The following is a 19,543-nucleotide window of genomic DNA, read 5'->3' as shown; positions in this document are numbered from 1 at the left end:
ACCCAAGCACTGGTCGCACTAGCCCGCAAGCTTGCACGGGTGGTATTTGCTCTGTTGAAAAACCAGAGCGAATACTCACCCAAAGGCGTTTAGGGGCTAGGCATGAACCATAGAATCTCCCACAGGGCTACCGTCAGCCGCGAGACGAAACATTGATCTGAAGCGCTACAAGCGTCAGAAATTTCCGCTAAAACGGTAGGCTTCGCTACTTGCAGTAACGCGCAAGTAAGACAACTTCCCAGCCACTCACTCGTTAAACAGTTACAAAACCACGCCAAACGATATCAATTATCATTTAGCAGCAACTATGTTCGTTACAAACTCTACAAAACATAATTGATGGAAACCCGGCTAATGCCCGCAACGCATGGGCCGCAGCGCCTTCAGGAGGCGCTATGTCCTTAATCCGGTAAATAATTTCGCCTTTGGAATTTTACTTGCCGGGTGTTTAGCCATAAAATCAGCCCGATTGATTGCTGCGACATATCGTCACTGCCTTATTTCTTTATCAAGCTCAGAGACCTTTGCTCTCTGTTAAGGATTACCAGCATGCCCGAAGCGACAGGACTCATGGCCCACAACTGGGGCTTTGCCATTTTCCTTCTGGGTGTCGTCGGCCTGTGTGCCTTCATGCTTGGCGTCTCCAGCCTCCTCGGGTCAAAAGCCTGGGGTCGCAGCAAAAACGAACCGTTCGAGTCGGGCATGCTACCTACCGGTGGCGCCCGCTTGCGGCTCTCAGCCAAATTCTATCTGGTCGCGATGCTCTTCGTGATCTTCGATATCGAAGCCCTCTTTCTCTTTGCATGGTCTGTGTCCGTCCGCGAAAGCGGCTGGACCGGATTCGTCGAAGCTCTCGTTTTCATAGCAATTCTGTTGGCAGGTCTTGTCTACCTGTTCCGAGTGGGCGCCCTTGACTGGGCTCCGGAAGCTCGTCGCAAGCGGCAGGCGAAGCTGAAACAATGAGGCTTTGGCAATGCAATACAATCTCACCAGGATCGACCCCGATGCTCCTAACGAGCAGTATCCGATTGGCCAGCGGGAAACCGTTGCCGATCCGTTAGAAGATCAAGTTCACAAAAACATTTTCATGGGCAAGCTGGAAGACGTGCTGAGCGGCGCGGTCAACTGGGGACGTAAGAACTCCCTGTGGCCGTACAACTTCGGCCTGTCGTGCTGCTACGTGGAAATGACCACCGCCTTCACGGCGCCCCACGACATCGCGCGCTTTGGCGCCGAAGTCATCCGGGCCTCGCCGCGTCAGGCCGACTTCATGGTTATCGCCGGTACCTGCTTCATCAAGATGGCGCCGATCATTCAGCGTCTCTACGAGCAAATGCTCGAACCGAAATGGGTTATCTCCATGGGTTCGTGCGCCAACTCCGGCGGCATGTACGACATCTACTCCGTGGTTCAAGGGGTGGACAAGTTCTTGCCCGTGGACGTCTACGTACCTGGCTGCCCGCCCCGTCCGGAAGCATTTCTGCAAGGCTTGATGCTGTTGCAGGAATCGATTGGACAGGAGCGTCGTCCGCTTTCCTGGGTCGTTGGTGATCAAGGCGTGTATCGCGCCGACATGCCATCGCAGAAGGAACAGCGCCGCGAACAGCGAATCGCAGTCACCAATCTGCGCAGCCCTGACGAAGTCTGATCCAGTTCTGTTCCAAGTAACGAGAAGCTGGCTTCATTCTTTACGTTGACCGAAAGCGAAAAAATAACCATGACTACAGGCAGTGCTCTGTACATCCCGCCTTACAAGGCAGACGACCAGGATGTGGTCGTCGAACTGAACAACCGTTTTGGCGCCGAAGCGTTCACCGCGCAGGCAACCCGCACCGGCATGCCGGTGCTGTGGGTGGCCCGTGCCAAACTGGTTGAAGTCCTGACTTTCCTGCGCAACCTGCCCAAGCCGTACGTCATGCTCTATGACCTGCACGGCGTGGACGAGCGTCTGCGCACCAAGCGTCAAGGGCTGCCGACCGGCGCCGACTTCACCGTGTTCTATCACCTCATGTCGCTGGAGCGTAATAGTGACGTGATGATCAAGGTGGCCTTGTCCGAAGGCGACCTCAGCATGCCTTCCGTCACCAGCATCTGGCCCAACGCCAACTGGTACGAGCGCGAAGTCTGGGACATGTTCGGCATCGACTTCAAAGGCCACCCGCACCTGTCGCGCATCATGATGCCGCCGACCTGGGAAGGTCACCCGCTGCGCAAGGACTTCCCGGCGCGCGCCACCGAATTCGATCCGTACAGCCTCAACCTCGCCAAGCAGCAGCTGGAAGAGGAAGCCGCGCGCTTCCGTCCGGAAGACTGGGGCATGAAGCGTTCCGGTGCCAACGAGGACTACATGTTCCTCAACCTCGGCCCGAACCACCCTTCGGCGCACGGTGCGTTCCGCATCATCCTGCAGCTGGACGGCGAAGAGATCGTCGATTGCGTCCCGGACATCGGTTACCACCACCGTGGCGCCGAGAAGATGGGCGAGCGTCAGTCCTGGCACAGCTACATTCCGTACACCGACCGTATCGACTACCTCGGCGGCGTGATGAACAACCTGCCGTACGTGCTCTCGGTCGAGAAGCTCGCCGGCATCAAGGTGCCGCAGAAGGTCGACGTCATCCGCATCATGATGGCCGAGTTCTTCCGGATCACCAGTCACCTGCTGTTCCTGGGTACCTACATCCAGGACGTCGGCGCCATGACCCCGGTGTTCTTCACCTTCACCGACCGCCAGAAGGCGTACACGGTGATCGAAGCCATCACCGGTTTCCGTCTGCACCCGGCCTGGTACCGCATCGGCGGCGTCGCCCACGACCTGCCGCGCGGCTGGGAAAAACTGGTCAAGGATTTCGTCGAGTGGATGCCCAAGCGTCTGGACGAATACACCAAGGCCGCCCTGCAGAACAGCATCCTCAAGGGTCGGACCATCGGCGTTGCCGCCTACAACACCAAAGAAGCCCTGGAATGGGGCGTCACCGGTGCCGGCCTGCGTTCGACCGGTTGCGATTTCGACCTGCGCAAGGCGCGTCCGTACTCGGGCTACGAGAACTTCGAATTCGAAGTGCCGCTGGCCGTCAACGGCGATGCCTATGACCGCTGCATGGTCCGCGTCGAAGAGATGCGCCAGAGCATCAAGATCATCGATCAATGCATGCGCAACATGCCGGAAGGCCCGTACAAGGCGGATCACCCGCTGACCACGCCGCCGCCGAAAGAACGCACGCTGCAGCACATCGAAACCCTGATCACGCACTTCCTGCAGGTTTCGTGGGGCCCGGTCATGCCGGCCAACGAATCCTTCCAGATGATCGAAGCGACCAAGGGCATCAACAGTTATTACCTGACGAGCGACGGCGGCACCATGAGCTACCGTACCCGGATCCGTACTCCGAGCTTCCCGCACCTGCAGCAGATCCCTTCGGTGATCAAAGGCAGCATGGTCGCGGACTTGATTGCGTACCTGGGTAGTATCGACTTCGTTATGGCCGACGTGGACCGCTAAGCATGAACAGCACGCTTATCCAGACAGACCGTTTCACCTTGAGTGAAACCGAGCGCTCGGCCATCGAGCACGAGCTGCATCACTACGAAGACCCGCGCGCGGCGTCGATCGAGGCCCTGAAGATTGTTCAGAAGGAACGCGGCTGGGTGCCGGACGGCGCCCTTTACGCGATCGGCGAAATCCTCGGCATCCCGGCCAGCGACGTTGAAGGCGTGGCGACGTTCTACAGCCAGATCTTCCGTCAACCGGTCGGCCGTCACATCATTCGCGTCTGCGACAGCATGGTCTGCTACATCGGCGGCCACGAGTCGGTGGTCAGCGAAATCCAGAACAATCTGGGCATCGGCCTGGGTCAGACCACCGCCGACGGTCGTTTCACCCTGCTGCCTGTCTGCTGCCTCGGCAACTGCGACAAGGCACCGGCGCTGATGATCGACGACGACACCTTTGGCGACGTGCAGCCTGCTGGCGTGGCCAAACTGCTCGAGGGCTACGTATGACCCTGACATCTTTTGGTCCAGCCAACCGCATCCAGCGCTCGGCCGAGACTCACCCGCTGACCTGGCGTCTGCGTGATGACGGCGAAGCCGTGTGGCTCGACGAATACCAGGCCAAGAACGGTTACGCCGCTGCACGCAAAGCCTTCGCCGAGATGGATCAGGACGCCATCGTCCAGACCGTCAAAGACGCTGGCCTCAAGGGTCGCGGCGGCGCCGGCTTCCCCACTGGCGTGAAGTGGGGCCTGATGCCCAAGGACGAATCCATCAACATCCGCTACCTGCTGTGCAACGCGGATGAAATGGAGCCGAACACCTGGAAAGACCGCATGCTGATGGAGCAACTGCCCCATCTGCTGATCGAAGGCATGCTGATCAGTGCCCGTGCGCTGAAAACCTACCGTGGCTACATCTTCCTGCGCGGCGAATACACCACCGCCGCCAAGCACCTGAACCGTGCCGTGGAAGAAGCCAAGGCGGCCGGCCTGCTGGGCAAGAACATTCTCGGTTCGGGTTTCGATTTCGAGCTGTTCGTCCACACCGGCGCCGGGCGTTACATCTGCGGTGAAGAAACCGCACTGATCAACTCCCTTGAAGGCCGCCGCGCCAACCCGCGCTCCAAGCCGCCCTTCCCTGCCGCCGTCGGCGTGTGGGGCAAGCCGACCTGCGTGAACAACGTCGAAACCCTGTGCAACGTGCCGGCGATCATTGCCGACGGCGTTGACTGGTACAAATCGTTGGCCCGCGAAGGCTCCGAAGACATGGGCACCAAGCTCATGGGCTTCTCCGGCAAGGTCAAGAACCCGGGCCTGTGGGAACTGCCATTCGGCGTCACCGGTCGTGAACTGTTCGAAGACTACGCCGGCGGCATGCGCGACGGCTTCAAGCTCAAGGCCTGGCAGCCAGGCGGCGCCGGCACCGGTTTCCTCCTGCCCGAGCACCTCGACGCACAAATGTATGCCGGCGGCATCGCCAAGGTCGGCACCCGGATGGGTACCGGTCTGGCGATGGCAGTGGATGACAGCGTCAACATGGTCTCGCTGCTGCGCAACATGGAGCAGTTCTTCGCACGCGAATCCTGCGGTTTCTGCACACCGTGCCGCGATGGTCTGCCATGGAGCGTCAAGCTGCTGATGGCCATCGAACAGGGCAAGGGCCAGCCGGGCGACATCGAGACCCTGCTGGGTCTGGTCGGTTTCCTCGGCCCGGGCAAGACCTTCTGTGCTCACGCACCGGGAGCCGTGGAGCCGCTGGGCAGCGCGATCAAATACTTCCGTCCAGAGTTCGAAGCCGGTATTGCGCCTGTCAGCGCCGCCGTCCCGCCTCTGGCAAGGCCGATCGTAGTCGGCGCGTAAACGCTTAAAAAGGCGAAGGGTTCGTGCCCTTCGCCTTTCGTCCGATGACGCCCTTCGGGGCTGTTTGGATTCGGACGCATAACAAGATTCCATTAGCCACGCCCGCTGACACCGGGCCAACGAAGACCTTTGAACCATGGCCACTATCCACGTAGACGGCAAAGCGCTCGAAGTCGACGGGGCAGACAACCTGTTACAGGCATGTCTGTCGCTGGGCCTCGACATTCCATATTTCTGCTGGCACCCCGCGCTTGGTAGCGTCGGGGCCTGCCGCCAGTGCGCGGTCAAGCAGTACACCGACGAGAACGACACCCGTGGTCGTATCGTCATGTCCTGCATGACCCCCGCCACCGACAACACCTGGATCTCCATCGACGATGAAGAATCCAAGGCGTTCCGCGCCAGTGTTGTCGAATGGCTGATGACCAACCACCCGCACGACTGCCCGGTGTGCGAGGAAGGCGGTCACTGCCACCTGCAAGACATGACAGTGATGACCGGCCACAACGAGCGCCGCTATCGCTTCAGCAAACGCACCCACCAGAACCAGCAGCTGGGCCCGTTCATTTCCCACGAAATGAACCGCTGCATCGCCTGCTACCGCTGCGTGCGTTTCTACAAGGACTACGCCGGCGGCACCGACCTCGGTGTATTCGGCGCCCACGACAACGTGTACTTCGGTCGCGTTGAAGACGGCACCCTCGAAAGCGAGTTCTCCGGCAACCTCACCGAGGTCTGCCCGACCGGTGTGTTCACCGACAAGACCCACTCCGAGCGCTACAACCGCAAGTGGGACATGCAGTTCGCCCCGAGCATCTGCCATGGCTGCTCGAGCGGTTGCAACATCTCCCCGGGCGAGCGTTACGGTGAGTTGCGTCGCATCGAAAACCGTTTCAACGGTTCGGTGAACCAATACTTCCTCTGCGACCGTGGCCGCTTCGGTTATGGCTACGTCAACCGCACCGACCGTCCACGTCAGCCGCTGCTGGCCGATGGCACCAAGCTCGGCCTCGACGCTGCGCTGGACAAAGCCGCCGACCTGCTGCGCGGGCGCAACATCGTCGGCATCGGTTCGCCGCGTGCCAGCCTCGAAAGCAACTACGCGTTGCGCGAACTGGTTGGTGCCGAGCACTTCTATTCGGGTATCGAAGCCTCCGAGCTGGAGCGCATCCGTCTGGTTCTACAGGTGCTGAACGACAGCCCGCTGCCAGTGCCGAACATGCGCGACATCGAAGATCACGACGCGATCTTCGTCCTCGGCGAAGACCTGACCCAGACCGCCGCGCGCATGGCGCTGGCTCTGCGTCAGTCGGTCAAGGGCAAGGCTGAAGACATGGCCGAAGCCATGCGCGTACAGCCTTGGCTCGACGCGGCGGTGAAGAACATCGGCCAGCACGCGCTGAACCCGCTGTTCATCGCCAGCCTCGCCGAAACCAAGCTCGACGACGTCGCCGAAGAGTGCGTTCACGCAGCTCCCGACGATCTGGCGCGCATCGGTTTCGCCGTGGCTCACGCGCTGGACGCCAGTGCCCCGGCCGTTGAAGGTCTGGACACCGAAGCCCTGGAACTGGCGCAGCGCATCGCCGATGCCCTGCTCGCCGCCAAGCGTCCGCTGATCATCGCCGGTACTTCGCTGGGCTCCAAAGCCCTGATCGAAGCTGCCGCGAACATCGCCAAGGCCCTGAAGCTACGCGAGAAGAACGGTTCGATCAGCCTGATCGTGCCGGAGGCCAACAGCCTCGGTCTGGCCATGCTCGGTGGCGAATCGGTCGACGCCGCGCTGCAAGCGGTCATCGATGGCAAGGCCGACGCTATCGTCGTGCTGGAAAACGATCTGTACACCCGCACCGCCAAAGCCAAGGTCGATGCCGCACTGAACGCCGCGAAAGTGGTGATCGTTGCCGACCATCAGAAAACCGCCACCACCGATCGCGCGCACCTGGTTCTGCCAGCGGCAAGCTTCGCCGAGGGCGACGGCACGCTGGTCAGCCAGGAAGGCCGCGCCCAGCGTTTCTTCCAGGTTTTCGATCCGCAATACCTGGACGCGAGCATTCTGGTGCACGAAGGCTGGCGCTGGCTGCACGCCCTGCGCTCGACCCTGCTGAACCAGCCGATCGACTGGACGCAACTTGACCACGTCACCGCTGCCGTTGCCTCGAGCACCGCGCAACTGGCGCGTATCGTCGACGCAGCCCCATCGGCCGCGTTCCGCATCAAGGGTCTGAAACTGGCCCGTGAGCCACTGCGTTATTCCGGTCGCACCGCCATGCGCGCCGACATCAGCGTTCACGAACCACGCACCCCGCAAGACCAGGACACCGCGTTCGCCTTCTCCATGGAAGGTTACTCGGGCTCCGCCGAACCGCGTCAGCAGGTGCCATTCGCATGGTCGCCGGGCTGGAACTCGCCACAAGCGTGGAACAAGTTCCAGGACGAAGTCGGTGGTCATCTGCGCGCTGGCGACCCGGGCACACGCCTGATCGAAAGCACTGGCGACTCGCTGAACTGGTTCGCTGCTGCTCCGCGCGCATTCAACCCGGCGCCGGGTACATGGCAAGCCGTGCCGTTCTTCCACCTGTTCGGCAGCGAAGAAAACTCTTCGAAAGCCGCCCCGGTACAGGAACGCATTCCGGCACCTTACGTCGCGCTGGCGAAATCCGAAGCGGATCGCCTCGGCGTCAACGACGGTGCCCTGCTGAGCCTGAACGTGGCCGGTCAGACATTGCGTCTGCCGCTGCGCATCAATGAAGAACTGGGCGCCGGTCTGGTGGCATTGCCTGCGGGCATCGCCGGCATTCCACCGGCATTCGCCGGCGTGTCCGTCGACGGTCTGCAGGAGGCAGCGCAATGACCTGGTTCACCCCTGAAGTGATCGATGTGATCCTGACGGTCATCAAAGCCATCGTGATCCTGCTGGCCGTGGTGGTCGCAGGCGCCTTGCTCAGCTTTGTCGAACGTCGCCTGCTGGGCTGGTGGCAGGACCGTTACGGTCCGAACCGCGTTGGCCCGTTCGGCATGTTCCAGATCGCCGCCGACATGCTGAAGATGTTCTTCAAGGAAGACTGGACGCCGCCGTTTGCCGACAAGGTGATCTTCACCCTGGCGCCGGTGGTGGCCATGTCCGCCCTGCTGATCGCCTTCGCGATCATCCCGATCACCCCGACCTGGGGCGTGGCGGATCTGAACATCGGCCTGCTGTTCTTCTTCGCCATGGCCGGTCTGTCGGTCTACGCGGTGCTGTTCGCCGGCTGGTCGAGCAACAACAAGTTCGCCCTGCTCGGCAGCTTGCGTGCCTCGGCGCAGACCGTGTCCTACGAAGTGTTCATGGGCCTGGCCCTGATGGGCATCGTGGTGCAGGTCGGCTCGTTCAACATGCGCGACATCGTCGAGTACCAGGCGCAGAACCTGTGGTTCATCATTCCGCAGTTCTTCGGTTTCTGTACCTTCTTCATCGCTGGCGTCGCCGTGACTCACCGTCACCCGTTCGACCAGCCGGAAGCGGAACAGGAACTGGCCGACGGTTACCACATTGAATACGCCGGTATGAAATGGGGCATGTTCTTCGTCGGTGAATACATCGGCATCATCCTGATCTCGGCGCTGCTGGTCACCCTGTTCTTCGGTGGCTGGCATGGTCCGTTCGGCATCCTGCCGCAACTGTCCTTCGTCTGGTTCGCACTGAAGACCGCGTTCTTCATCATGCTGTTCATCCTGCTGCGCGCTTCCATCCCGCGTCCGCGTTATGACCAGGTGATGGATTTCAGCTGGAAATTCTGCCTGCCACTGACCCTGATCAATTTGCTGGTGACCGCTGCGGTTGTGTTGATGAACACGCCTGCGGTTGCGGTTCAGTGAGGATTTGACCCATGTTCAAATATATTGGCGACATCGTTAAGGGTACCGGTACCCAGTTGCGTAGCCTGGTCATGGTCTTCGGCCATGGCTTTCGCAAGCGCGACACCCTGCAATACCCCGAGGAGCAGGTCTACCTGCCGCCGCGTTACCGTGGCCGCATCGTCCTGACCCGCGACCCCGATGGCGAAGAACGCTGCGTAGCCTGCAACCTGTGCGCCGTGGCCTGCCCGGTGGGTTGCATCTCGCTGCAGAAAGCTGAAACCGAAGACGGTCGCTGGTACCCGGACTTCTTCCGGATCAACTTCTCGCGCTGCATTTTCTGCGGTCTCTGCGAGGAAGCCTGCCCGACCACCGCGATCCAGCTGACCCCGGATTTCGAGATGGCCGAGTTCAAACGTCAGGACCTGGTGTACGAGAAAGAAGATCTTTTGATCTCCGGCCCCGGCAAAAACCCTGATTACAACTTCTATCGTGTTGCAGGTATGGCAATCGCTGGCAAGCCGAAAGGCGCTGCGCAGAACGAAGCCGAACCGATCAACGTGAAGAGCTTGCTGCCTTAAGGAAGAACGATGGAATTCGCTTTCTATTTCGCATCGGGTATTGCTGTGGTGTCCACGCTGCGTGTGGTCACCAACACCAACCCCGTGCACGCCCTGCTCTACCTGATCATCTCGTTGATCGCCGTTGCCATGACCTTCTTCGCCCTCGGCGCGCCGTTCGCCGGCGTCCTTGAAGTGATCGCCTACGCCGGCGCCATCATGGTGCTGTTCGTGTTCGTGGTGATGATGCTCAACCTCGGTCCCGCCTCGGTGCAGCAGGAACGCACCTGGCTAAAGCCCGGCATCTGGGCCGGACCGGTGATTCTTGCCGCGCTGCTGCTGGCCGAACTGCTGTATGTGCTGTTCGCTCACCAGAGCGGCCAGGTCATCGGCCACACCACCGTAGATGCGAAAGCCGTGGGCATCAGCCTGTTCGGCCCGTATCTGCTGGTGGTCGAACTCGCCTCGATGCTGCTGCTCGCCGCAGCCGTCACGGCGTTCCATTTGGGCCGTAACGAGGCGAAGGAGTAAGACATGCCTGCTATCCCTCTCGAACATGGACTGGCCGTCGCCGGCATCCTGTTCTGCCTTGGTCTGGTCGGCCTGATGGTCCGCCGCAACATTTTGTTCGTGTTGATGAGTCTGGAAGTGATGATGAACGCCTCTGCCCTGGCCTTCATCGTTGCGGGCGCCCGCTGGGCGCAGCCGGATGGACAGATCATGTTCATCCTGGTGATCAGCCTTGCCGCAGCCGAGGCCAGTATTGGCCTGGCGATCCTGCTGCAACTGTATCGCCGCTTCCACACGCTCGATATCGACGCTGCCAGTGAGATGCGCGGATGAACCTACTCTTTCTGACTTTCGTATTCCCTCTGATCGGGTTCCTGTTGCTGTCGTTCTCGCGCGGCCGCTTCTCGGAAAACCTCTCGGCGCTGATCGGTGTCGGTTCGATCGGCCTGTCGGCCATCGTCACCGCTTACGTGATCTGGCAATTCAACGTCGCACCGCCGGAGGGTGGCGTGTACACCCAGGTGCTGTGGCGCTGGATGTCGGTGGAAGGTTTCCAGCCGAACTTCGCGCTGTACCTGGATGGCCTGTCGGTGACCATGCTCGGTGTGGTCGTCGGCGTCGGCTTCCTGATCCACCTGTTCGCGTCCTGGTACATGCGTGGCGAAGACGGTTACTCGCGCTTCTTCTCGTACACCAACCTGTTCATCGCCAGCATGCTGTTCCTGATCCTCGGCGATAACCTGCTGTTCATCTACTTCGGTTGGGAAGGCGTGGGCCTGTGCTCGTACCTGTTGATCGGTTTCTACTACAGCAACCGCAACAACGGTAACGCCGCACTCAAGGCGTTCATCGTCACCCGCATCGGCGACGTGTTCATGGCCATCGGCCTGTTCATCCTGTTCCAGCAACTGGGCACGCTGAACGTCCAGGAACTGCTGGTACGTGCGCCTGAGCACTTCAAGGTCGGCGATTTCTGGATCGTTCTGGCAACCCTGATGCTGCTCGGTGGTGCTGTCGGCAAATCGGCTCAGCTGCCGCTGCAGACCTGGCTCGCTGACGCAATGGCCGGCCCTACCCCGGTTTCGGCACTGATCCACGCCGCGACCATGGTGACCGCCGGTGTCTACCTGATCGCCCGTACCCATGGTCTGTTCGCCTTGGCGCCGGACATCCTGCACCTCGTCGGCATCGTCGGTGGCGTGACCCTGGTACTGGCCGGTTTTGCCGCGCTGGTGCAGACCGACATCAAACGTATCCTCGCCTACTCGACCATGAGCCAGATCGGCTACATGTTCCTGGCGCTGGGCGTTGGCGCCTGGGAAGGCGCGATCTTCCACCTGATGACCCACGCCTTCTTCAAGGCCCTGCTGTTCCTTGCTTCCGGTGCGGTGATCGTTGCCTGCCACCACGAGCAGAACATCTTCAAGATGGGCGGTCTGTGGAAGAAATTGCCACTGGCCTACGCCAGCTTCATCGTCGGCGGTGCTGCACTGGCCGCTCTGCCACTGGTTACCGCTGGCTTCTACTCCAAGGACGAAATCCTCTGGGAAGCGTTCGCCAGCGGCAACCAGGGTCTGCTTTACGCAGGTCTGGTCGGTGCGTTCATGACGTCGCTGTACACCTTCCGCCTGATCTTCATCGCGTTCCACGGTGAAGCCAAGACCGAAGCCCACGCCGGCCACGGCATTGCCCACTGGCTGCCTCTGTCGGTACTGATCGTGCTGTCGACTTTCGTCGGCGCGATGATCGTGCCACCGCTGCACGGCGTACTGCCGCAAAGCGTCGGCCATGCCGGTGGCGAAGCCAAGCACAGTCTGGAAATCGCCTCGGGCGCCATCGCCCTGGCCGGTATCCTGCTGGCAGCGCTGCTGTTCCTTGGCAAGCGTCGCTTCGTCACGGCGATCGCCAACAGCGGCATCGGCCGTTTCCTTTCGGCCTGGTGGTTCGCTGCCTGGGGCTTCGACTGGATCTACGACAAACTGTTCGTCAAGCCGTACCTTGCGATCAGCCATGTACTGCGCAAAGACCCGCTCGACCAGACCATCGGTCTGATCCCGCGTATGGCCAAGGGTGGTCACACTGCCCTGAGCCGCACCGAGACCGGTCAACTGCGTTGGTACGCCGCCTCGATGGCTGCTGGTGCCGTGCTGGTGATCGGCGCCATCGTGCTGGTAGCGGTCTGATATGAACCTTGCGAATTTGCGAAAGGAAACGAGCCCGTCATGATTCTGCCTTGGCTAATCCTGATCCCCTTCATCGGCGGCCTGCTGTGCTGGATGGGTGAGCGCTTCGGCGCTACCCTCCCGCGCTGGATTGCGCTGTTGACCATGACCCTGGAACTCGCGCTCGGCCTCTGGCTGTGGGCCCACGGTGACTATTCATTCGCACCGGCGCCGGGCGCCGATCCGACCTGGGCGCTTGAGTTCAAGCATGTCTGGATCCAGCGTTTCGGCATCAACGTGCACCTGGCCCTCGACGGCCTGTCGCTGTTGATGATCCTGCTGACCGGCCTGCTGGGTATCCTCTCGGTACTCTGCTCGTGGAAAGAAATCCAACGTCACGTTGGCTTCTTCCACTTGAACCTGATGTGGATCCTGGGCGGTGTGGTCGGCGTGTTCCTCGCCCTCGACCTGTTCATGTTCTTCTTCTTCTGGGAAATGATGCTGGTGCCGATGTACTTCCTCATCGCGCTCTGGGGTCACAGTTCTTCGGACGGCAAGAAAACCCGGATCTACGCAGCGACCAAGTTCTTCATCTTCACTCAGGCGTCCGGCCTGATCATGCTGGTGGCGATCCTCGGTCTGGTGCTGGTCAACTTCAACAATACCGGCGTGATCACCTTCAACTACGCCGACCTGTTGAAAACCAAGATGTCGATGACCACCGAGTACATTCTGATGCTCGGCTTCTTCATCGCTTTCGCGGTCAAGCTGCCCGTCGTACCGTTCCACTCCTGGCTGCCTGATGCTCACGCCCAGGCACCGACTGCCGGTTCCGTCGACCTCGCCGGTATCCTGCTGAAAACCGCGGCCTACGGTCTGCTGCGTTTCGCCCTGCCGCTGTTCCCGAACGCTTCGGCGGAGTTCGCGCCGATCGCCATGACCCTCGGTCTGATCGGGATCTTCTACGGCGCGTTCCTGGCGTTCGCACAAACCGACATCAAGCGTCTGATTGCCTTCTCTTCCGTTTCCCACATGGGCTTCGTGTTGATCGGCATCTACTCCGGCAGCCAACTGGCGCTGCAAGGTGCAGTGATCCAGATGCTGGCGCACGGTCTGTCGGCAGCGGCGCTGTTTATCCTCAGCGGTCAGTTGTACGAGCGTCTGCATACGCGTGACATGCGTGAGATGGGCGGTCTGTGGTCGCGTATCGCTTACCTGCCGGCCATCAGCCTGTTCTTCGCTGCGGCGTCGCTGGGCTTGCCGGGCACCGGTAACTTTGTCGGCGAATTCCTGATCCTGATCGGCTCCTTCGCCAGCGCTCCATGGGTCACGGCGATTGCCACTTCCGGTCTGGTGTTCGGTTCGGTCTACTCGCTGATCATGATCCACCGTGCCTACTTCGGCCCGTCGAAATCCGACGCGGTGCTGCACGGCATGGACGCGCGCGAACTGATCATGGTGCTCGGTCTGGCGGTATTGCTGATTTACCTCGGCGTCTACCCGCAACCGTTCCTCGACACCTCTGCCGCCACCATGCATGGCGTGCAGCAGTGGCTCGGCACCGCCTTCTCTCAACTCGCTTCGGCCCGGTAAGAGCGCTATGGAATTCACGATTCAACACTTTATTGCGCTTGCGCCACTGTTGATCACCAGCCTCACCATTATCGTGGTGATGCTGGCAATCGCCTGGCGCCGCAACCACTCGCAGACCTTCCTGATTTCGGTGGCGGGTCTGAACCTGGCCCTGCTGTCGATCCTGCCTGCGTTGAAAGTCGCGCCTCTGGCCGTGACCCCATTGCTGCAGATCGATGCCTTCGCCTGCCTGTACATGGCGATGATCCTGGTCGCCACCCTCGCCTGCGTCACCCTTGCCCACGCCTATCTGGGTGATGGCGGTTCGGGTTACCCGGGCAACCGCGAAGAACTGTACCTGCTGATCCTGATGGCCGCCGCCGGTGGTCTGGTTCTGGTCAGCGCGCAGCACCTGGCCGGTTTGTTCATTGGCCTGGAACTGCTGTCGGTACCGGTCTACGGTCTGGTGGCTTACGCCTTCTTCAACAAGCGTTCGCTGGAAGCCGGCATCAAGTACATGGTGCTGTCGGCCGCCGGTTCCGCGTTCCTGCTGTTCGGTATGGCGCTGCTCTACGCCGACGCCGGTTCGCTGAGCTTCGTTGGCATCGGTCAGGCCCTGGCTGCAACCGGCCTGCCAAGCCCGCTGGCGCAACTGGGCCTGGGCATGATGCTCATCGGTCTGGCGTTCAAGCTGTCGCTGGTACCGTTCCACCTGTGGACGCCGGACGTCTACGAAGGTGCACCGGCACCGGTGGCGGCGTTCCTCGCTACCGCTTCGAAGGTCGCAGTGTTTGCGGTGATGGTGCGTCTGTTCCAGCTCTCCCCTGCTGCCAGCAGTGGTGTGCTGAGCGACGTGCTGAGCGTGATCGCGGTCGCCTCGATCCTGTTCGGTAACCTGCTGGCCCTGACCCAGAGCAACCTCAAGCGTCTGCTCGGTTACTCGTCGATTGCGCACTTCGGCTATCTGCTGATCGCGCTGGTGGCGAGCAAGGGTCTGGCGGTGGAAGCCATCGGCGTCTATCTGGTGACTTATGTCATCACCAGCCTCGGCGCGTTCGGCGTGATCACCCTGATGTCGTCGCCGTACAACGGCCGCGACGCCGACGCCCTGTACGAGTACCGCGGCCTGTTCTGGCGCCGTCCGTACCTGACCGCCGTGCTGACCGTGATGATGCTGTCCCTGGCCGGCATCCCGCTGACCGCCGGCTTCATCGGCAAGTTCTACATCATCGCCAGCGGCGTCGAAACGCGTCAGTGGTGGCTAGTCGGCGCACTGGTACTGGGCAGCGCCATCGGCGTTTTCTACTACCTGCGCGTGATGGTCACCCTGTACCTGATCGAGCCGAACCTGCGTCGCCACGACGCCCAACTGCACTGGGAACAGAAGGCAGGCGGCGTGATGCTGCTGGCCATCGCCCTGGTCGCATTCTTCCTGGGCGTATACCCGCAGCCATTGCTGGTGCTGGTACAGCAGGCGGGTCTGGCGGGCTGATTGCTCGGCTGATCTGGCTGGAATGGAAACGGCACCTTCGCAGGTGCCGTTTTTTTTGGTCCGGGATTTTTTGCGCAGCAACAACCCGTGACAAGTACCGCGCCGCACTCTAGTTGCCGACGCTTGCCCAGCCATTACTTTCCATAGCGGTTACGAATGGACAAACTCGCAAACTCTCCGTCGTAGTAGCTGATAAATATCCAGCCATCGCGAGCAGTAAAATTCTCCACGGTTGGCTTGCCAGTCACCGCGACAGTCACCGGCACTCCCCCCGCCGGCAGTCCCGTGAAAGTGGAAACCGCGCGAATGCCATACCTCCAGTACGCGGCCGAACCTCCCATTTGCTGAGGGCCGAATTTTTCAGATACTTCAGCACTGTTATGCGCCAGCGACATGGGCAACTCCAGCGAACTGAATTCCAGCGCCGGTACCTTCAACCAGACTGCGAAATCGCCGGCACTGGTGCTGTCGACGCAGTTCAGCAACCAGCTCACCCCGTCTTCACCGAGCGTTTGCGGGCTGCTCGGACTCAAGGTCACGCCTAGATCGGCCGCTTGCGCACTCAACTCCAGAACTACGTCCTGGCCGAGCAGAAAACTGCTGTCCTGGGGTCGCAAAGTCAATGTATGCGTGGCCCCCAGGCAGGGGAACGCCGGGGCGCCACCGAACACCTGTGGGAACCCATCAAGATCAAACCTCACGGCGTCAGCCAAATCCCCCGCCTCCACTCGCCCGGGCAGCTCCCAGTCGGGCAGTATCGAACTGGCCAGACTCAAACCGTAAAAACCACTGTTCGCCTCTTCGGCAGAAATATACCAATGGATTGACGATCCTTTGTTTATAGTCAGCCGCGTACCCAGATCAGGATTAAAAGTCAGGCCTCGCTCCTTCGCGCCCCAGAAGTTCTGCAAAGTGACGGTAGAGCCAATCAAAACGCTGTCGTCGGCAAACTTCAGCTCCAGCTTATAGGGCTGGTTCTTTCTCAACAGCACGAACTCGCTTGCAGGGTCGACACGCTCACCGTCCAGATAAAGCTCTGCAGCCTGCGCCCAGACATCGTCCAGTACGGCATTCACTTCATAGAGTTCGGTCAAAGTCACACCGGCGTTGTCCTGAGTGACGTCCGCCAGAATTTCATGCTTGCCGCTGGTCTCAGGTCTATAGCGATAAGAGGTCCAGCCATTGACGTCTGTCTGTGTTGTCGCCAGCAGCTCCTCCTCGCCATTGACGCGCCAATTCACCTCCACGCCAGCGGCTACCTCCCCAGAGACACCGGAGATGACCTGAACCCGCAACAGCACGCTCTGCTCCGTGCCCACCACCGGCGTACCCATGGCCGGGGTGGCGTCACCAATGGCATACCGCGATTCGCTCACCTTGAAGGAGCGAGCCTCAGTCCAGTCGGAACATTCCCCGTCGAATGTCTGCCGGGCCTGCACGGCATAGTCTCCGAGGGCCCACGCTTTTTCTGCGGTCCAATTCCACCGGGTTGAACCGTCGACAATGGCAAACTCTTCCTTGGGATCAAGCGCATGACGCAGGACAATCTCACCTCCTGTTGCACCTGTGCCGCGAATCCTCGGATAGCGTGATGTCTCGGAGTTCGCCCGTGGCGCTTCGATAGCCGGGATTGACGGCGCAGCCTTGGCCGTAAAGCGATGCGGCGCGCTCCAATCCGAATCCATTCCCCCTCTGGCCTGTTTAGCCTCAAGGACAATGGTGCCCGGCTCCAACGGATTCACCACGGTGAATGTCAGGATCCCGTCTGCGCCCGCGGTGTCTTCGTGCAATGTAGCGCCGTTCTCAAAGCGAACGGTTTGCAGCGCGCCTGGCAGGCCGGCGATCTTGAGGGTGGGATATATTGAAGTTATGCCCCCCGCCTGCGGTTGCTGGAATTGAGGGGCGTCGGGCCGGTCCTCCACCTCCACGGTGAAAGTGCACAAGTCACTGGGGTCAGAGTCCACGCCGTTTACCGTTTGGATGACGTAGACAGTGTTTTCGCCGGGCGTCCAGTCCTCCGCCGGAGTGAAGAGGCGGTCGGCTCCGCTGCTGGTGAATTGGCCAGGCACGGCTCTATCGGGTTTGGTAAACATTTGCAGGGTGACGGCGCCTGACGCGACACCGGTGATTTTCAAAGGCTGTTTCGGTGTTGCCGGGTCGGTTGGCGGCTCGATGTCAGGCGTAGCTGGCTTGATGTAAAACTCGAGGACAGCGGTTGCTTCAGACGTATCTCCATTCACGCTCTGCTGCGCCTTGATATGTTTAGGACCGGGCAGCCAGAGGTACTCGAAAAACCATGTCGTTGCATTGTAGGTCAGGTTGCCTTGCAGAGAGACGCCAGCGGCACTTTGCAAAGTGATCGTCGCTCCCGCGATGCACGTTCCTTGCACCCTGACCTCGGCATGATGACCGGTGTGCGGTAAAGGGTGAGTGATCACAGGTTTGGGCGGTTTCGCATTTATCAGAATGGTGACTGGATCGCTTGGTTCGGAGGACACGCCGCCCACACTCTGCACAACTTTGACCCTCGTGGAGCCTACATCCCAGTTCGCTGTCGGTATGAATGTGCGAGCTGAGCCACTGCCAGTGAAACTGCCAGCCACCGGTGCGCCGGCCTCAGTCAACAATTGCAGGGTGACGGCATCAGAAAAAACGAGGGTGATGCTCAGCGGCTGTTTCACTGCGGCCGGATTAGGTGGCGAAGTTATAGCGGGCTTGGGCGGCTTGACTTCAAGCGATCGGGGCTCGGATCGATCAGAACGCCCGCCGGTGTTCTTGGCCGTTTGTTCCGCCATGATCACATGTTTACCTGGGGGCCACGCTGTGGTGGCAGAAACTGACCAAGTGCCGTCCGTTAAGACAGTGGTCGTTAAACTAGCGCTCTCTTCATTGTGCTTGAAAATTTTAAGCGTGGCGTCCTTGAGCCCGGCTGCGCCACTGATTGTTGGTTTGCCGTCAGCGGATACGGTTACGTTGAAGATAACCGGTTTGAAAAGGACCGCAAAACTCACGTGCGGTGTATATCCAGAGGGTAACCCGTTCAAGGTTTGAGTGGCCGTCATGTGAAACGGGTCGGCCATTGCCAGGGTTCGCTCCAGCGGTACGCCCCATAAATCATTGCTTTGCACTATTGTAGTTGCCAGAACGACTTGAGGGACATTGTGCTCATACAATTTAATGCTGGCACCTGCTATACCCGTGCCGGTTATCGTCGGGCGAGTAGTCTTCACTATTCCTGGATTAGTGATACTCGGTCTAGCAACAGAGAATGGAATCCTGACCCGAACTGACGCCCATGTATCGGGACCGGGGAGATCAAATATGAATTTAAAATATATATAAGCTCTTTCGGTATCCCCAGCTACCGTGCCTCCGCCGCCAATTATCTCATGCCACTGTCCATCCTGAATGGCGTTGTCATTAGTCAGCTCCTTTTCTCCAAATGAGGACTGCGAATAAAAGTCAAAAATAACATTCCCGCTTTTTCTACCGTTATTCACTGCAGCGTAGCGCTTTGCATAGCAAGTAAATGCGGCACCATAGGGGTTAAAAGAATATTCCACCTCAAGAAAAGCTGACAATCCAAAAAATTCATGGCGTACTTGTAAAACCGCCTTGGTATAAGTCCCGACTTCTTCGCTACGAAGATTGACAACAGTAAAATCATCTGCCGAAACCTCGATACACTTTCCGCTTTCGATGTTGTCTATCCCATCCGCAATCTCAGTAAAACTATTCATCATTATGCAACTATAATTATTCATTGTTTTGCTCCCTGACGATTTATTGCGTTCGATACTTACTAAGCGTTTACCACTTTGGAATCTTCCGCCAAGCGACCCTGCGTAGGAATAAGCATCAAGCGCATGGATTTTTCCGAGAAGCAGAACTTACCGAAGTGGCTGACTTCTGAAAGAACCTATCACCTTGTTCAACAACTCGATGAACAATTAAAAATCGCCAAATTGACGTCCAACTCAGCTTCCAAGCACGGTAAGTCCAGAAAAAAATTCAAACAACTGTTACTTCTGAAAGCCGCTTAGACACATTAGAACTTAT

14 protein-coding genes are annotated in these 19,543 nt (G+C 59.6%); 13 read left to right on the top strand and 1 reads right to left on the bottom strand.

Going from position 1 to position 19,543, the window contains the following annotated elements:
- The first annotated feature begins 549 nt into the window (after nt 1–549).
- The 13 genes from F8N49_RS13425 to nuoN all read left to right on the top strand — a co-directional run bounded on the left by F8N49_RS13425 (nt 550) and on the right by nuoN (nt 15,484).
- Nucleotides 550–963: an NADH-quinone oxidoreductase subunit A gene (locus tag F8N49_RS13425; RefSeq protein ID WP_003223812.1), complete on the top strand. Its 414-nt coding sequence runs from the start codon at nt 550–552 to the stop codon at nt 961–963.
- 10 nt (nt 964–973) lie between these two features.
- Nucleotides 974–1,648, top strand: coding sequence for an NADH-quinone oxidoreductase subunit B family protein (locus F8N49_RS13420; RefSeq protein WP_016775278.1), 675 nt, complete (start codon nt 974–976; stop codon nt 1,646–1,648).
- Nucleotides 1,649–1,717: 69 nt separating this feature from the next.
- Nucleotides 1,718–3,502, top strand: coding sequence for an NADH-quinone oxidoreductase subunit C/D (gene nuoC, locus F8N49_RS13415; RefSeq protein WP_122612132.1), 1,785 nt, complete (start codon nt 1,718–1,720; stop codon nt 3,500–3,502).
- Between the two features lie 2 nt (nt 3,503–3,504).
- The gene (gene nuoE, locus F8N49_RS13410) at nt 3,505–4,002 is read left to right on the top strand and encodes an NADH-quinone oxidoreductase subunit NuoE (RefSeq protein WP_003223804.1); all 498 of its coding nucleotides are present in this window, start codon (nt 3,505–3,507) and stop codon (nt 4,000–4,002) included.
- Complete coding sequence (nuoF, locus tag F8N49_RS13405) at nt 3,999–5,354, top strand: NADH-quinone oxidoreductase subunit NuoF (protein WP_024013417.1); 1,356 nt, start codon at nt 3,999–4,001, stop codon at nt 5,352–5,354. Before nuoE ends, nuoF begins: the two co-directional genes overlap by 4 nt.
- 136 nt (nt 5,355–5,490) lie before the next feature.
- Nucleotides 5,491–8,205, top strand: coding sequence for an NADH-quinone oxidoreductase subunit NuoG (gene nuoG / locus F8N49_RS13400; protein ID WP_151551732.1), 2,715 nt, complete (start codon nt 5,491–5,493; stop codon nt 8,203–8,205).
- The gene (gene nuoH / locus F8N49_RS13395) at nt 8,202–9,209 is read left to right on the top strand and encodes an NADH-quinone oxidoreductase subunit NuoH (RefSeq protein ID WP_016775282.1); all 1,008 of its coding nucleotides are present in this window, start codon (nt 8,202–8,204) and stop codon (nt 9,207–9,209) included. Before nuoG ends, nuoH begins: the two co-directional genes overlap by 4 nt.
- A gap of 11 nt (nt 9,210–9,220) precedes the next feature.
- Nucleotides 9,221–9,769, top strand: a complete 549-nt coding sequence (gene nuoI, locus F8N49_RS13390; RefSeq protein ID WP_016775283.1) for an NADH-quinone oxidoreductase subunit NuoI — start codon at nt 9,221–9,223, stop codon at nt 9,767–9,769.
- Nucleotides 9,770–9,778: 9 nt separating this feature from the next.
- On the top strand, nt 9,779–10,279 hold the full coding sequence (gene nuoJ / locus F8N49_RS13385) for an NADH-quinone oxidoreductase subunit J (RefSeq protein WP_151551730.1): 501 nt from the start codon (nt 9,779–9,781) through the stop codon (nt 10,277–10,279).
- Between the two features lie 3 nt (nt 10,280–10,282).
- Complete coding sequence (nuoK, locus tag F8N49_RS13380; protein WP_003180046.1) at nt 10,283–10,591, top strand: NADH-quinone oxidoreductase subunit NuoK; 309 nt, start codon at nt 10,283–10,285, stop codon at nt 10,589–10,591.
- Nucleotides 10,588–12,441 (top strand): NADH-quinone oxidoreductase subunit L, encoded by a 1,854-nt coding sequence (nuoL, locus tag F8N49_RS13375; RefSeq protein WP_024013419.1) that lies wholly within the window; start codon nt 10,588–10,590, stop codon nt 12,439–12,441. The genes nuoK and nuoL overlap by 4 nt, the downstream gene beginning before the upstream one ends.
- 39 nt (nt 12,442–12,480) lie before the next feature.
- On the top strand, nt 12,481–14,013 hold the full coding sequence (gene nuoM, locus F8N49_RS13370) for an NADH-quinone oxidoreductase subunit M (RefSeq protein WP_016775285.1): 1,533 nt from the start codon (nt 12,481–12,483) through the stop codon (nt 14,011–14,013).
- A gap of 7 nt (nt 14,014–14,020) precedes the next feature.
- Entirely contained in the window at nt 14,021–15,484 is a 1,464-nt protein-coding gene (nuoN, locus tag F8N49_RS13365) for an NADH-quinone oxidoreductase subunit NuoN (protein WP_024013420.1), read from the top strand.
- Nucleotides 15,485–15,618: 134 nt separating this feature from the next.
- Here the strand turns inward: nuoN and F8N49_RS13360 are convergent, their stop codons facing one another.
- Nucleotides 15,619–19,248: a hypothetical protein gene (locus tag F8N49_RS13360; protein ID WP_151551728.1), complete on the bottom strand. Its 3,630-nt coding sequence runs from the start codon at nt 19,246–19,248 to the stop codon at nt 15,619–15,621.
- Nucleotides 19,249–19,543: the final 295 nt, after the last annotated feature.

It is taken from the genome of Pseudomonas sp. GXM4, assembly GCF_008923895.1.
Classification (GTDB): Bacteria; Pseudomonadota; Gammaproteobacteria; order Pseudomonadales; family Pseudomonadaceae; genus Aquipseudomonas; species Aquipseudomonas atacamensis.
The sequence above is the reverse complement of the archived record's forward strand: the minus strand, read 5'-3'. Positions and strand labels throughout refer to the sequence as shown.